The following is a 14350-nucleotide window of genomic DNA, read 5'->3' on the forward strand; positions in this document are numbered from 1 at the left end:
TACGTCGATGTGTCCATACCTTCTGCCGATCAGGCCCGGACTTTCGCTCGATCGGTCGAAAGTCCCGGATTCAGGATCGGCGGTCGATCGCCTGGCCGGCGAGACCCACGAGCGCGGCCCGGGTCTCGTCGTCCACCGGCGCGCTTTCCAGGGCGGCCAGCGCCGCCTCGGTGCGGACCCGGATCATCTGCTCGATCCGCTCCCGCGCGCCGGTCGACTCGATGATCGCGCGCAGCTCGGCCGCGCCATCGGCGTCCAGGTCCGGGTTGCCGAAGAGTTCGCGCAGGCGCACGGTCTGCGCCCGGTCGGCGCTGCTGCGGGCCAGCGCCATCATCACCGTGGGCTTGCCCTCGCGCAGGTCGTCGAGGATCGACTTGCCGGTGACGGCCGGGTCGCCGAAGACGCCGAGCACGTCGTCGCGGAGCTGGAACGCGTCGCCGAGCGGGTCGCCGAACTCGGCGAGCGCCTCCATCAGCTCCGGTGGCCCGCCGGCCAGGGCCGCACCGATCTGCAGCGGCCGGGTGACCGTGTAGCGGGCGGCCTTCATCCGGATCACCGTGAGCGCGCTGGCCACCGAACCGTCCCCGACACCGGAGACCAGGTCCAGGTACTCCCCCGCGATCACCTCGGTACGCATCAGCGCGAACACCGCGTACCCCCGGTGCACCTCCTCGGTGGTCAGCCCGCACTCGTGGAACATCTGGTCCGACCAGGCCGCGCAGAGGTCGCCGCAGAGCAGCGCCGTGTTGCGCCCATACGCCTCCGGGTCGCCCCGCCAGGACGAGCGCGCGTGCAGGTCGGCGAAGAGCCGGTGCACCGACGGCTCGCCCCGGCGGCGGTCACTGCCGTCGAGGATGTCGTCGTGGATGAGGGCGAAGGCGTGGAACAGCTCCAGCGCCGCCGCGGCCACGACGATCGGGGTCCCGTCACTGCCGCCCGCGCCCCGCCACCCCCAGTAGCAGAACAGCGGGCGCAGCCGCTTTCCCCCGGCCAGCACGAAGCGTTGCAGCGCCGTGAACACGCCGCGCGGCGCGCCGTCGGGCCAGTCCGGCCCCTGCCGGTCGAGGAACGCGGCCAGCTCGGCGTCGAAGCGGGCGCGCAGCCCACTCGTGTCGGCCGGGGCCACGGTGACCGTCACGGCGCCTCCCCGGTCCCGCCCGGGCCGGCCGCCGGGGCCGCTCCGGCACCCGACAGCCCCGCGAGTTCCAGCAGCAGGGCCTTGACCTCCGTCGCGGCGATCCGGTCGCGGGCCGCCGCCGGATCCGAACAGAGCAGCACCGGGCCGTCCGCCGGGTTCGTCGGCAACCGGCCGTGCGAGCCACGTACCGCCCGCGCCCCGGCGTCCAACCCGACCGCGCTCATGAGGTAGCGCATGCCGAGCTTCTTGCGGGCCAGCGCCACAGCGGCGCGCCGCTTGGCCGCGGCCGGGGCGGCCGGGTCGAAGAACAGCTCGGCCGGGTCGTAGCCGGGCTTGCGGTGGATCTCCACGAGCCGGGCGAAGTCCGGCGCCCGCGCGTCGTCCAGCCAGTAGTAGTAGGTGAACCAGGCGTCCGGCTCGGCCACCAGCACCAGCTCCCCGGCGCGTGGGTGGTCCAGCCCGTACGCGGCCTTGCCGTCGGCGTCCAGCACCTCGGCCACCCCCGGCAGGCCGGCGCAGAGCTTCGCCACGGCCGGCACGTCCGCCGGGTCCCGGACGTAGACGTGCGCGACCTGGTGGTCGGCCACCGCGAACGCCCGCGACGTCCACGGATCCAGGTACTCCATCCCGGCCTGCGTGTGCACCCGCAGCAGACCCTCGGCGCGCAGCAGGCGGTTGACGTCCACCGGCCGCGAGGCGTCGGTGATGCCGTACTCGGACAGCGCCACCACGGTCGCGTCCCGGGACCGTGCGGCGTCCAGCAGCGGGCCGAGGACCGCGTCCAGCTCGGCGGCCGCGGCCGCCGCCCGGGGCGAGGACGAGCCGTAGCGCTGGAGGTCGTAGTCGAGGTGCGGGACGTACACCAGCGTCAGGTTCGGGGCGTGGTCGGCGAGGATCTGCTCCGCGGCCCGGCAGATCCACGCCGAGGACGGGATCCCGGCGCCCGGCCCCCAGTAGGTGAACAGCGGGAACGTGCCGAGCTGGGCGGTGAGCTCGTCGTGCAGCTCGGGCGGATCGGTGTAGCAGTCCGGCTCCTTACGGCCGTCGGCGTAGTAGATCGGGCGCGGGGTGACCGTCCAGTCCACGTCCGCGCCCATCGCGTACCACCAGCAGACGTTGGCCACCGTGTAGCCCGGCTCGGCCCGGCGGGCCGCCTGCCAGAGCTTCTCGCCACCCACGAGGGCGTTGTGCTGCCGCCAGAGCAGCACCTCGCCGAGATCGCGGAAGTACCACCCGTTGCCCACGATCCCGTGCCCGGCCGGCATCTCACCGGTCAGGAACGTCGACTGCACCGAGCAGGTCACCGCGGGCAGCACGGTGCCCAGCTCCGCCCGGAACCCGCCGTCGGCCACCGCACGCAGCCGCGGCATGTGCGCGAGCAGCCGCGGGGTCAACCCGACCACGTCCAGGACCACCAGTCGCCTGCTCATGCCGGCACCTCATTCCGCTCGACGCCGCCCCGCGGCTCCCGTTGCTCCCCGACGGCCGGCACCCCGGCCGATCCCGACCGGCCGCCCGGCGTGAGGCCGAGCGCGACCAGCTCGTCACGCGCGAAGGCCAGCTCGGCCGCGATGCCCGCGGCCAGCTCCGCGTCGGTGCGCGGCCGCCGCGCCTCCGGCAGCACCCCCCAGGTGTACGTCTCGACGTCCAGGTGGTCGCAGCCGGCCTCCGGACCGGTGAACAACGCGGCCAGCGCGGCGCGCAGCACCGGAAGCGTGGACGACAGCGGCTCCTCCGGCGGGGCGTGCAGGGGCACGTGGTAGTGCACCCGCCAGCGTCCGGGCAGCTCCGCGTCGAGCGCGGCGTCCAGGTCGTCGGCCGCGTACGCCGGATCGGCCGGGTCGGCAGCGCCCGCGCACCCGGCGGCGCGGGTCTGGTGCAGGAACCGCGGCTCCACCCAGCGGCGCAGCGCGTCCGCCGAGCCGGCCGGGTCGGCCGCCTCCAGCGCGGCCGAGACCTGCACCTTCACCACCGGCAGGCCGGCCGCGCGCAGCCGGGCCAGCGCCTCGGCCGGCTCCTCCCAGGCGCAGGCCAGGTGCGCGAGGTCCACGCAGACGCCGAGCCGGTCGGTGTCCATGCCGGACAGCAGGGCGGCCGCCTGCCCGGTGCTCTCGACCAGGCAGCCGGGCTCCGGCTCGAACGCGACCCGGACGGGCCGGCCGGTGTCCCGCTCGACCGCGGCCAGGCCGGCGGCCAGCTCGTCCAGCCGGCGCCGGGAGACGTCGGCGCGGTCGGCGTCCCACGGCCGGCGCCAGGCCAGCGGCAGGGTGGAGATCGACCCGCGGGCCGCGTCGTCGGGCAGCAGGTCGGCGAGCACCCGTGCCAGGTCGAGGGTGTACGCGAGCCGGCGCGTGGTCGTCCAGTCCGGGTGGTACACCTCGCCCTTGACCACCGGGGCCTGGAACGCCGCGTACGGGAAGCCGTTGAGGGTGACCACCTCCAGCCCCCGGGCGGCCAGCTCGGTGCGCAGCCGCCCCCGGGCGGTCGCGTCGGCCGCCAGCTCGGCCGCGACCGGGGCGGCCAGCCAGAGCCCGAGGCCGAGCAGGTCGGCGCCGAGCGTCTCGCGCACCGGGACGGCGTACGTGTCCAGTTGGGCCAGGATGCCGGCGAGGTCCTCGGCCGGGTGCACGTTCGTGCAGTAGCCGAGGTGGACGGTCTCGCCGCTGGCGTGCCGCAGCCGCATCAGCTTCCCCCGCGCAGGATCGAGTTGCCGGCGAACGTGGCGGGAGCCTCGTCGGCCAGCTCGCCGAGGTCGAGCCGCCCGGACTGGCCGTAGAACTCCACGGGGTTGCGCCACAGCACCAGGTCGACGTCGTCCTCGCTGAACCCGGACGCGAGCATCGCCTCGGCGGTGGCCCGGGTGAGCAGCGGGTCGGAGCGTCCCCAGTCGGCCGCCGAGTTGACCAGCATCCGCTCGGTCCCGTACGCCCGGAGCAGCTCGACCATCCGCGGCGGCGACATCTTCGTGTCGGGGTAGATGGAGAAGGCGAGCCAGCAGCCGGTGTCCCGGACCAGTTTCACGGTCACCTCGTTGAGGTGGTCGACGACCACCCGCCCCGGTTCGATGCCCGACTCGCGGACCACCGCGAGGGTGCGCTCCACACCCCGGGCCTTGTCCCGGTGCGGCGTGTGCACGAGCGCCGGAAGGTCGTGTGCCACGGCGAGGGCGAGCTGGGCGGCGAACGCCTCGTCCTCCTCCGGCGTCATCGAGTCGTACCCGATCTCGCCGACCGCCACCACCCCGTCCTTCTCCAGGTAGCGGGGCAGCAGGTCGAGCACCGGCCGGCAGCGCGGGTCGTTGGCCTCCTTCGGGTTCAGCGCGATCGTCGCGTGGTGCCGGACGCCGAACTGCCCGGCCCGGAAGGGCTCCCAGCCGACCAGCGAGTCGAAGTAGTCGGTGAACGAGGCGGGGCTGGTGCGGGGCTGCCCCAGCCAGAACGCCGGCTCCACCACGGCGCGGACGCCCGCGGCGGCCATCCGCTCGTAGTCGTCCGTGGTCCGCGAGGTCATGTGGATGTGCGGGTCGAAGATGCGCATCACGCCTCCCTGGCGCTGGTTCGGCCGGAGCCGGCGGTCAGCCGGTCGAGCAGGTCGGTGGCGTCCGCGGGCATGGCCCGCCCGGCGGCGTGCCGTTCCGCGGCGAGACCGGCCAGCATCACGGCCAGCTCGCCGTCGGCGCGGGCGTCGAGATCGGCGACGACGGCCAGCGGCACGCCGGTGAAGACGCACTTCAGCACCGCCTGCCGCCAGGCGGCGACGTCGAGATGCCGGGCGTACGGGCCGAGCGCGGCCGCGAGCAGCCGCGTGTCGTTGGTGCGGATCGCGTCGTGCAGCAGGGGCACCGCGGCCGCGCCGATCGGCAGCAGCGGCAGGGCCTTGAGCACGGCCCGCTTCTCGGCCGCGTCACCCTGCCGGTAGAGGGTGTCGGTGTACCGGGCGTGGTCGGTGGGCAGCGCGGTCAGCAGCACGGCCCGGGCCGCCTCGTCGGCGGTCCAGCCGGGCGCGTCCGGCAGCGCGGCCCGGCCGCAGTGCCGGCCGGCGGCCGGGAAGAACCGGGTGATGGCGTCCGGCTCGCCCGCCACCCGCCGCAGCGCGGCGTCCAGCCAGTCCGGATCGGGTACGCCCCGCAGGGCCGCCCGCAGCTCGTCCGCTGTCATCGTGCCTCCCCTCGGCGCCGCTCCTCCCGGAGCCTGCGCGTGTCGCCGTGGGTGCCCGGGCGTCGCGCCTGGTCCAGCCGTCGCGGGCCGGGCCCCTCTCGCTCTGCGCCTACATCCGCACCGGGGCCTTTCCGCTCGGCGGTGCGTCCGTGGGTGCAGAGCTGTGGGGCGGGCCGGCCGGCGCGTCCGCGGCCGCCGTGCGGGCGGGCGGGACGGGCGGCTCGGCGCCGGGTGGCAGCGCCCGCGCGCGGGCCGCCGCGGCGCGCAGGAACTCCAGCGACCGGGCCGCCACCGCCGGCGCGGCGTGCGAGTGCCGGGGCAGTTCCACCGCGACGAGGCCCCGGTAGCCGGCGTCGGTGAGGGCGCGCAGCACCGGCGGGAAGTCGATCTCACCCTCGCCGAACTCGAGGTGCTCGTGCACGCCCCGGCGCATGTCGTCGATCTGGACGTTCACCAGGTGCTCCCCCACGTCGTGCACGCACCCGGACACCGACAGCGACTCCAGGCACCGACAGTGTCCGATGTCGAGGGTGATGCCGAAACACGGCGGGTCGTCGAGCGCCGTGCGCAGCTTCCGCCAGCCGGCGATGTCCTCGACCAGCATGCCCGGCTCCGGTTCGAAGCCCAGCCGCACGCCGGCCCGGTCGGCGGCGTCGACCACGGTGGCACAGCCGGCCACCAGCCGGTCCCAGGCCGCGCGCGGCGGCACCGTGCCGGGGCGTACGCCGGCCCAGAACGACACGGCCTCCGCACCCAGGTCGGCGCCGACGCGGACGGCCCGCCGCAGGAACTCGACCCGCCGCGTCGGGTCGTCGTGCAGCAGCGTGGGCGCGTGCTTGTGCCACGGGTCGAGCAGGTAGCGGGCGCCCGTCTCGACCACCACGGCGAGCCCGAGCGCGTCCAGCCGGCGGCCCAGCACGGCGACCCGGCGGGCCAGCCCCGGCGCGAACGGATCCAGGTGGTCGTGGTCCAGGGTGAGCGCCACCCCGACGTACCCCAGGTCGGCGATGACGGCGAGCGCGTCGTCGAGCCGGTGGTTGGCGAAGCCGTTGGTGCCGTACCCGAAACGGGGCGCCGGGCCGCCGTCGACGCCCGTGCCGGCCGCCCCGGCCGCGGGTGCGCGGTCGGGCGCGGAGCGGGGCGGCGGGGCGGTCATGTCGGGGAGACCTTCCGGGCCAGGCGCCGGCCCAACGGCGCGGCGGCGGCGACCGCGAGCCCCAGCAGGCGGGCCCCGCCGCGCGCGGTGAGGGCGCCCTGCAGGGCCGGCAGTCCGGTGATGCCGGCACCGACCGCCGCACGGACGCGGCCGGCGCTGGGCTCGGCCACCACCCGGGCCTGGGCGGCACCGTAGCCGACGGCGTACCAGGCGGCCAGGCCCGCGGGCACCAGCGCGGCGAGGGTGGCCCACCGGGACGCCGGCGCGTCGTCCGGCCCCGATGTGGCCGGCCGCCCGCGCCGTCCAGCCGGGGCCGGCGCGGTGGAGGCCCGTCGCCGGAACGCCGCGCGGCCCGGGACGCGGGCCACGGTGGCGGCGCTCGCCGCGACCACGGCGGTGCCCGCGAGGGTGCCCAGCGGCAGGGCCGGGTCGGTGCCGGTGACCTCCCGGCGGGAGAGCGCGGTGACCGTCCAGGTGTGTGCGGCCACCGTGAGCGCCGCCGGCAGCGCCCGGGTCAGCCGCCCGCCGCTGGCGCCCAGCAGCACGTCCAGGCCGCGGCAGGCGGCCATCACGGCCGGGCCCGCGGCGGTGTTCTTCGCGCGCAGGTCGTACCCCCACACGGCGGCGGCCAGCGGTACGGCGACCGCGGCGGCACGCCGGCCGCCCGCGGCGGCGGCCACGGTGAGGCCGGCGGCGGTGAGGCCGGCCGCGAGACCGACCGCGGCGCCCGGGCTGACCCGGCCGCTGGGGATGGGACGTTCGGGCCGTTCCACGGCGTCCAGCCGCCGGTCCGCCCAGTCGTTGGCGGCCATCCCGGCCCAGTACAGCAGCACGGAGGCGCCGGCCAGGGCGGGCGTACGCCGGTCGAGTGCACCGGCCGCGGCGGCGCCGGCGACCACGTCACCGGGCACCGAGAGCGCGGCCGGCGCGCGGACCAGCTCGACGAGGTCAGGCAGCGTGGCCATCGGCGCTCCCCGGCGCGGCGGCGTGCAGGGCCCGGGCGAAGCCCGTCAGCAGTGCCCACTGCTCGGCGAGCGAGTGCGTGGGCGCGCCGAGCGGATCCTTGAAGAAGAAGGCCAGCTCGGTCAGCGGACCGACCCGGCCGGCGGCGTGCGCGGCCGCGGTGAGCCGGGCCAGGTCGAGCACGAGCGGTGCGGCGAGCGCGGAGTCGCAGCCGTGCCAGGTGAACTCCATGCGCATCCGGGTGCCGAGGAAGCCGGCGAAGGTGACGAGGTCCCAGGCGGTCTTGAAGTCGCCCAGGTCCTCGACGAAGTCGATCCGGGTGTCGCCCTGCGGCACGTAGCCCAGCGTCTCGCCGAGCACTCGCTGCTTGCTCTCGACCTTGGCGGCGTTGGCGGCCGGGTCGGCGAGGTTGGCGCCGTCGCCGCCGCCCAGCAGGTTCACCCCGGACCAGGAGCGCACCGCGAGGTTCCGCATCGCGAACATCGGGGCGAGCACCGACTTCACGAGGGTCTCCCCGGTCTTCCCGTCGTGCCCGCCGTACGGCAGGCCCCGCTCGACGGCCAGCGCGTGCAGCGCCGGCAACCGGGCACCGGTCGACGGGGTGAAGTCGACGTACGGGCAGCCGGCCTCCAGTGCCGCGTACGCGTACAACGAGCTGGCCGGCAGCACCTCGTCGGGGCCGGACAGCGCGGCGCGCAGCGCCTCCGGGTCGCTGTGCGCGGCGTGCGGCCGCGCGGCGGGTTCGGTGGCCGAGACGTTGACCACGACCACCCGGTCGAGGTCGTGCCGGTCGCGGAAGCCGGCGAGGTCGCGGACCGCGGCGGCGGCCCGGTCGGCCTGGGTGTCCCCGCTCGGCGCGGGTCGCAGCTCCTCCTCGACGGCCGCCAGCTCGTCGGGCAGCGCGGCGACCAGCCGGCCGGGGATCACGCCGGCGGAGGCGAGAGCCTCGGCGCGCTTGCACAGCGGGGTGGTGACCACGTCGTGGCCGCCGAACACCAGGTCGGCGAAGGCGGGGAGCGCGGGACCGCGCAGGTCGGGCAGCTCGGTCACACAGCCGGTCGGCCCGGCGAGATTGGCCCGCAGCGCGAGCCCTCCGACGATGCTCGTGGTCGCGACCGAGCCGCGCGCCCCCACCAGCCAGACACCCGTTCGCATGGCGCTCCCTCCCCGATCAGGAGACCGTTCTGCATCGAATTACATTGATATCAGAATTTGCTTCCGAAAGATATGGATGTGTTCGGGTGGGCCCCGTCCGTCCGTCCGTCCCGGAGGATCCGGCGTCGAAGTCGGCGGCGACGGCGCCGGACCGGCCCGGTGCGGGTACGGACGGACGGGGCTGGCAGGCAGGGTCGGTCGGCGTCTCGACCCTGCCTCCCCCGCATCGCGGGTCGGGGCGGTGCCGCCCCGGCCGGGACGTCTCAGCGGTCGCGGCCCGCCGTCGGCCGGCGGAGCTGGTCGGTGACGGTCACGTGGGAAACGGGCATCGGCCCCTCCGGAACGTCGTCGTCGTGGTGGTGGCGGCCCTCCGGTGCGGCCGGGGAATCCCGGTCCGGCCGCACCGGACGGCCGTCCTGGCTCGTGCGTCGCCGGGCCGTGCGGCCCGGGTGCACGCCCTCCGGACCCGACCTCGTTCCGGCAGCGGGGCGCAACCGCGGCCGGCCCTCGCCGGTCGGTCCGGAAAGCCTTCTCGGGGCGGTGCCGGCGTCGTGGCCGCCACCGCGGACGGATCAGGGCTGGCGGCCCGGCCGGGACACGCCCGACCGGGCCGGGACGGGTCAGACCGCCACGGCGGTCAGCGCCGGCTCCACCTCCGTCCAGGAGGAACCGAGGTCCGCCGAGCGGCCCACCGCATCCAGAACGAGCTGGACCTGGAGGGCGTCGGCGAAGGACGGAGCCGGGTCGGCCCCCGTGGCGATGGCCTCGATGAAGTCGCGCATCTGGTGCGTGAACGAGTGCTCGTAGCCGATGATGTGGCCCGGCGGCCACCACGCCGACATGTACGGGTGATCGCCCTCGGTCACCAGGATGCGGCTGAATCCCTGCTCGGCGGTCGGCCGCGTCGCGTCGTAGAACTCCAGCTCGTTGAGGCGCTCGAGGTCGAACACCACGCTGCCCAGCGAGCCGTTGATCTCCACCCGCAGGGCGTTCTTCCGGCCCGTGGCGAACCGGCTCGCCTCGTACGTGGCCAGCGCCCCGCCGTCGAGCCGGGCCACGAAGACCGCGGCGTCGTCGACCGTGACCTGCCCGAGGGCCGGCCCCTGGCCGTCGACCGAACCGTCGACCGTGGCCGCCAGTCCGCTGGACCCTCCCGGCAACGGCCGTTCCTTGACGAACGTCTCGGTCACCGCGCTCACGCCGGTGATCCGCTGGCCGGTCACGTACTGGGTGAGGTCGATGATGTGGGCGCCGATGTCGCCGAGCGCGCCCGAGCCCGCCCTGTCCTTCTGCAGCCGCCACACCAGCGGGAACTGCGGGTCGACGATCCAGTCCTGCAGATACGCCGCGCGGACGTGCCGGATCACCCCGAGCCGTCCGTCGGCGACCAGCTGGCGCATCATCGTGACCGCGGGCACCCGGCGGTAGTTGAACCCGCACATCGACCGCACCCCGGCGGCCTGGGCCGTGGCCGCCGCAGCGGCCATCGCCCTCGCCTCCTCCACCGTGTTGGCCAGCGGCTTCTCGCACAGCACGTGCTTACCGGCGGCCAACGCGGCGAGCGCGATCTCGGCGTGGCTGTCGCCCGGGGTGCAGACGTCGACCACGTCGATGTCGTCCCGGTTGACGAGGTCACGCCAGTCCGTGGTGTACGCGTCCCAGCCGAGCCGGTCGGCGGCCTCGGCCACCTTCCCGGTGTCCCGGCCGCAGATCAGCGCCATCCGGGCCCGCGCCGGCAGGTCGTACACCCGGTTCACGGTGCGCCACGCCTGCGAGTGCGCGGCGCCCATGAACGCGTAGCCGACCATGCCGACCCGCAGTTGGTTGTCTGTCGTGGACAAGGTGGGTCTCCCCCCAAATGTGTCAGAACCCGAGCTTGAGGTAGTTGCTCGCGTTCTCCTTGGTGATCGTCTCGGAGGCGAGGATGATCTCCTTGGGCACCTGGAGCTCCACCAGGTCGGACATGCCCTTGCCCTGGCCGATCAGCCGTGCCAGCGAGATGGCCGAGGACGCCATCGACGGGCTGTAGGTGACGGTGGCCTTCAGGACGGTGTTGTCCGCCTGGATGTCCTCCATCGCCTTCTTCGACCCGGCGCCGCCGACCATGAAGAACTCCTTGCGGTTGGCCTGGTTGATCGCGGCCAGCACGCCGATTCCCTGGTCGTCGTCGTGGTTCCAGATCGCGTCGATCTTCGGCAGCGCCTGGAGCAGCCCCGTCGCCGCCTGCTGGCCCGAGTCCGCGGTGAACTCGGCCGGCCGGCGGTTGCTCACCCGCAGCCCGTTCTGGGCGAGGGTGTCGGCGAAGCCCTTCGAGCGCTCCTGGGTCAGCTCCAGGGAGTCGATGCCGGGGATCTCACCGATGACCGGGTTGCTCACGCCCTTGGCCTTGAGCTGCGCCACGATGTAGTTGGCGGCGGCGACGCCCATGCCGTAGTTGTCGCCCTTGATCTGGAGCCGGTAGGCCAGCGCGTCGGGGAACGCCCGGTCCAGGTTGACCACCGGGATGCCGGCCTTCATCGCCTCCAGACCGGCCGCGTTGAGCTCCTTGCCGTCGTGCGGCAGCATCACGATCACGTTCGGCTTCTGCGAGATCAGCGTGGACAGCGCCGCCCGCTGGGCCGCCGCGTCCGCGCCGGCCTCGACCGTCTTGAACTCCACATCGGAGTACGCCGCGGCCTGCGCCTTGGCGTTGGTCGTGATCGCGGCGAGCCAGCCGTGGTCGGCGGCCGGCGCGGAGAAGCCGATCACGACCTTCTGGCCCGGCGCCGCGTTGCCGCTGGCCGCCGCGTCGGCGCCCTTGGTCTGCGCGGCGGTGGGCTCGGTCTCGTTGCTGGTGCAGCCGGCCAGCAGCACGCCGGCGCCGACGGCGGCCCCGCCGAAGAGCAGGCGACGGCGGGACAGGTCGCGACTGTTCTGGGTCATGACGACCTCCTGATATTCGCGGTGTGGGAGTGGAAAGGGTGTGCGAGGTCCGGCCACCGCCGCCTGCGCGGTGGCCCGGTGTGCTGCGGTGGGTCAGGTGGTGGTCAGCCGGTTACGGCCGAGGAACTGGGTGAGACTGCGGAACTGCACCTGCTGGACCAGGACGGCCGCGACGATGATGCCGCCCTTGACCATGTTCTGGGCCTCACTGGTCAGGCCGTTGATCGCGAAGAGGTTGGTGATCGTCGAGAAGATGATCACCCCGAGCAGGGAACCGATGATCGTGCCCCGCCCGCCGCTGAGCAGCGTGCCGCCGATGATCGCGGCGGCGATCGCGTCCAGCTCGTAGAGGTTTGCCATCGCCGCCTGGGCCGACGTCGCCTGGGCGGTGAGCATGATCGCGGCGATGCCGCAGCAGAGGCCGGAGAGCGCGTAGAGCATCACGGTGTGCCGCTTGACGTTGATGCCGGCCAGCCGCGCCGCCTCCGGGTTGCCGCCCACGGCCACCGTGCGCCGGCCGAACGTGGTGCGGTTGAGCAGCACCCAGCCGGCGATCACCACGGCCGCGAGGATGTAGACCAGCAGCGGGATGCCGAGCAGGTTCGTGCTGGCGATGTCGTTGATCGTGGTGTTGTTCGACACCTGGGTCTGCTTGTCGGAGAGTTCGGCGGCCAGACCGCGGGCCGCGACGAGCATCGCCAGGGTGGCGATGAACGGCACCAGCCGGCCGTACGAGATGAGCAGCCCGTTGACGAGGCCGACGCCGAGGCCGACGGTGAGCGCGCAGAAGATCATGCCGCCGGCGCCGTAGCTCTGGGTGGCCACCGTCGTGGCCCAGACCCCGGCCAGCGCGACGATCGCGCCGACGGAGAGGTCGATGCCCCCACCGATGATGACGAAGGTCATCCCGACGGTGACCACACCGACCACCGAGGCCAGCTTCAGGATGGTGAGGGTGTTGGCCCACACCCAGTCGGCGTTCGAGTAGAGGTCGGGCCGGGTCAGCGCCCCGATCACGACGAGCGCCACCAGCACCGCGATGAGACCGAGGTTGCGCTTCGCGCCCTCACCGCCCTCACCGCGCCACCAGGACAGCCGGCCACCCGACACGGCGTGGTCCGCGGCGGCCGCCGTCTCGGCCGGGTCCACCGGCGGCGACTGCGCCGGCAGCTTCGCCGCCCGGTCCGGCGCGGCGGTGGAGGTGGGCGTTGCTTCGCTCATGCCGGTGCGCCTTCCATCAGGGACCCCGCCATGACGAGGTCGAGGACCGTGTTCTCGTCGAGTTCGCCGGCCGGGGCCTCGCGGACGACCCGCCCCTCCCGCATCACCAGCACCCGGTCGGCCAGGCCGAGCACCTCGGGAACCTCGCTGGAGACCAGCAGCACCCCGACACCCCGCTCGGCGAGGGACCGGATGACCTGGTACAGCTCGGCCCGGGCGCCCACGTCCACGCCCCGGGTCGGTTCGTCGAGCAGCAGCAGCTTCGTGTCGCCGAGCAGCCAGCGCCCGACCACCACCTTCTGCTGGTTGCCGCCGGACAGGGTGCGCACCGGCCGGCGGACGTCGCGGGGGCGCAGCTCCAGGCTGTCCGCGATCTGATCCGCCGCGGCACGCTCGCGCCCGGCGTCGGTGAACCCGCCCCGCGCGTACCGGCCGAACGTGGCCAGCGTGACGTTGCGGTAGATGGGCTCGCCGAGCAGGAGCGCCTGGCTCTTGCGTTCCTCCGGGGCCATGCCCATGCCGGCCCGTACCGCCGCACCCACGCTGCCGGGGCGCAGCTGCCGGCCGGCCATCCGCACGGTGCCGGCCTCGGGCCGCCGCGCGCCGTAGATGGTTTCGAGCAGCTCGGAGCGGCCGGAACCGACGAGCCCGGCGATGCCGACGATCTCCCCGGGCCGCACCCGCAGCGACACGTCGGCGAACTCGCCGGCACGCGTCAGACCCTCCACCTCCAGGAGGTCACCGCCCGCCGGCTCCGCGTCGGCCGGGCGATCCGGGAAGACGTACTCGATGGTGCGGCCGGTCATCCGGCTCACCAGGTCGCGGGTCGGGGTGTCGCGGGCCGGCAGGTTCGCGGCGGTGGTCCGGCCGTCCTTGAGGACGGTGACCCGGTCGCCGATCTCGCGGATCTCCTCCAGCCGGTGGGAGATGTAGATGACCGCGATGCCCTGCGCCGTCAGCTCCCGGATGATCCGGAACAGGTTGCCGACCTCGTCGTGGGCGAGCACCGCGCTCGGCTCGTCCATGATGATCAGTCGCGCCTCGTGGGAGAGCGCCCGGGCCATGCTCACGACCTGCTTACCGGCCGCGGGCAGGGAACGGACCATCCGGTTGGGCGGGATCTCGCCGTGGCCGAGCCGGCCGAGGATCTGCCGCGTACGCCGGGCCATCTGGCCACGGCGTACGAAGCCGAGCTGCCGCGGCTCGTGACCGAGGAACGCGTTCTCCGCCACGGACAGGTCCTCGACCAGGTCGAGTTCCTGATAGATGGTGGCGATGCCGGCACGCATGGCGGCCTGCGGGTTGGTGAAGGCGGCCGGCTCGCCACGCCACTCGATCTGGCCCGAGTCCGGCTGGTGCACCCCGGACAGCACCTTGATCAGCGTCGACTTGCCGGCGCCGTTCTGCCCGAGCAGGCAGTGCACCTCGCCGGCCCGGACCTCCAGCTGCACCCCGTCCAGGGCGCGTACGCCCGGGAAGGTCTTGACCACGTCGGTGAGGCGCAGCACCACCTCACCGGCCACCGCGTCGGCCGGCGCCTCGACCAGCGGCGCGTCCACCGTCGCGCTCTCCGGGACGCCGTCCGCGGCGTCCGTTCCCGGCTCGCTCACCACGCTTCCCTCCGGTTCAGTCCCTGTG

12 protein-coding genes are annotated in these 14350 nt (G+C 74.5%); all 12 read right to left on the reverse strand.

What is annotated here, in order from left to right; genetic code table 11:
• Positions 1-70: 70 nt before the first annotated feature.
• Positions 71-1138 carry a polyprenyl synthetase family protein gene (locus tag D7193_RS16370; RefSeq protein ID WP_120780300.1) on the reverse strand — a complete coding sequence of 356 codons (1068 nt, stop codon included), beginning with the start codon at positions 1136-1138 and terminating at the stop codon, positions 71-73.
• The gene (locus D7193_RS16375; protein ID WP_120780301.1) at positions 1135-2568 is read right to left on the reverse strand and encodes an alkaline phosphatase family protein; all 1434 of its coding nucleotides are present in this window, start codon (positions 2566-2568) and stop codon (positions 1135-1137) included. Before D7193_RS16375 ends, D7193_RS16370 begins: the two co-directional genes overlap by 4 nt.
• Positions 2565-3821: a metabolite traffic protein EboE gene (gene eboE / locus D7193_RS16380; protein ID WP_120780302.1), complete on the reverse strand. Its 1257-nt coding sequence runs from the start codon at positions 3819-3821 to the stop codon at positions 2565-2567. Before eboE ends, D7193_RS16375 begins: the two co-directional genes overlap by 4 nt.
• Positions 3821-4675 (reverse strand): TatD family hydrolase, encoded by an 855-nt coding sequence (locus D7193_RS16385; RefSeq protein ID WP_120780303.1) that lies wholly within the window; start codon positions 4673-4675, stop codon positions 3821-3823. Before D7193_RS16385 ends, eboE begins: the two co-directional genes overlap by 1 nt.
• Entirely contained in the window at positions 4675-5295 is a 621-nt protein-coding gene (locus D7193_RS16390; protein WP_120780304.1) for an EboA domain-containing protein, read from the reverse strand. Before D7193_RS16390 ends, D7193_RS16385 begins: the two co-directional genes overlap by 1 nt.
• Positions 5296-5404: 109 nt before the next feature.
• Positions 5405-6451, reverse strand: a complete 1047-nt coding sequence (locus D7193_RS16395) for a sugar phosphate isomerase/epimerase family protein (RefSeq protein WP_120780305.1) — start codon at positions 6449-6451, stop codon at positions 5405-5407.
• Positions 6448-7416, reverse strand: a complete 969-nt coding sequence (locus tag D7193_RS16400) for an SCO3242 family prenyltransferase (protein ID WP_120780306.1) — start codon at positions 7414-7416, stop codon at positions 6448-6450. Before D7193_RS16400 ends, D7193_RS16395 begins: the two co-directional genes overlap by 4 nt.
• On the reverse strand, positions 7400-8569 hold the full coding sequence (locus D7193_RS16405) for an inositol-3-phosphate synthase (protein WP_120780307.1): 1170 nt from the start codon (positions 8567-8569) through the stop codon (positions 7400-7402). Before D7193_RS16405 ends, D7193_RS16400 begins: the two co-directional genes overlap by 17 nt.
• A gap of 620 nt (positions 8570-9189) precedes the next feature.
• Positions 9190-10377 carry a Gfo/Idh/MocA family protein gene (locus D7193_RS16415; protein WP_377456351.1) on the reverse strand — a complete coding sequence of 396 codons (1188 nt, stop codon included), beginning with the start codon at positions 10375-10377 and terminating at the stop codon, positions 9190-9192.
• Positions 10378-10432: 55 nt separating this feature from the next.
• Positions 10433-11491 (reverse strand): substrate-binding domain-containing protein, encoded by a 1059-nt coding sequence (locus D7193_RS16420; RefSeq protein WP_120780310.1) that lies wholly within the window; start codon positions 11489-11491, stop codon positions 10433-10435.
• A 93-nt stretch (positions 11492-11584) separates the two neighbouring features.
• Positions 11585-12712 carry an ABC transporter permease gene (locus D7193_RS16425; protein WP_120780311.1) on the reverse strand — a complete coding sequence of 376 codons (1128 nt, stop codon included), beginning with the start codon at positions 12710-12712 and terminating at the stop codon, positions 11585-11587.
• The gene (locus D7193_RS16430; protein WP_174242649.1) at positions 12709-14223 is read right to left on the reverse strand and encodes a sugar ABC transporter ATP-binding protein; all 1515 of its coding nucleotides are present in this window, start codon (positions 14221-14223) and stop codon (positions 12709-12711) included. Before D7193_RS16430 ends, D7193_RS16425 begins: the two co-directional genes overlap by 4 nt.
• Between the last annotated feature and the right edge of the window lie 127 nt (positions 14224-14350).

This window comes from Micromonospora costi (genome assembly GCF_003626655.1).
GTDB lineage: Bacteria > Actinomycetota > Actinomycetes > Mycobacteriales > Micromonosporaceae > Micromonospora > Micromonospora costi.

What these genes read in the sequence shown, in the direction of transcription:
- D7193_RS16375 (WP_120780301.1), bottom strand. Translation starts at nt 2,568, where the DNA reads ATGAGCAGGCGACTGGTGGTCCTGGACGTGGTCGGGTTGACCCCGCGG.
- eboE (WP_120780302.1), bottom strand. Translation starts at nt 3,821, where the DNA reads ATGCGGCTGCGGCACGCCAGCGGCGAGACCGTCCACCTCGGCTACTGC.
- D7193_RS16385 (WP_120780303.1), bottom strand. Translation starts at nt 4,675, where the DNA reads ATGCGCATCTTCGACCCGCACATCCACATGACCTCGCGGACCACGGAC.
- D7193_RS16390 (WP_120780304.1), bottom strand. Translation starts at nt 5,295, where the DNA reads ATGACAGCGGACGAGCTGCGGGCGGCCCTGCGGGGCGTACCCGATCCG.
- D7193_RS16395 (WP_120780305.1), bottom strand. Translation starts at nt 6,451, where the DNA reads ATGACCGCCCCGCCGCCCCGCTCCGCGCCCGACCGCGCACCCGCGGCC.
- D7193_RS16400 (WP_120780306.1), bottom strand. Translation starts at nt 7,416, where the DNA reads ATGGCCACGCTGCCTGACCTCGTCGAGCTGGTCCGCGCGCCGGCCGCG.
- D7193_RS16405 (WP_120780307.1), bottom strand. Translation starts at nt 8,569, where the DNA reads ATGCGAACGGGTGTCTGGCTGGTGGGGGCGCGCGGCTCGGTCGCGACC.
- D7193_RS16415 (WP_377456351.1), bottom strand. Translation starts at nt 10,377, where the DNA reads ATGGTCGGCTACGCGTTCATGGGCGCCGCGCACTCGCAGGCGTGGCGC.
- D7193_RS16420 (WP_120780310.1), bottom strand. Translation starts at nt 11,491, where the DNA reads ATGACCCAGAACAGTCGCGACCTGTCCCGCCGTCGCCTGCTCTTCGGC.
- D7193_RS16425 (WP_120780311.1), bottom strand. Translation starts at nt 12,712, where the DNA reads ATGAGCGAAGCAACGCCCACCTCCACCGCCGCGCCGGACCGGGCGGCG.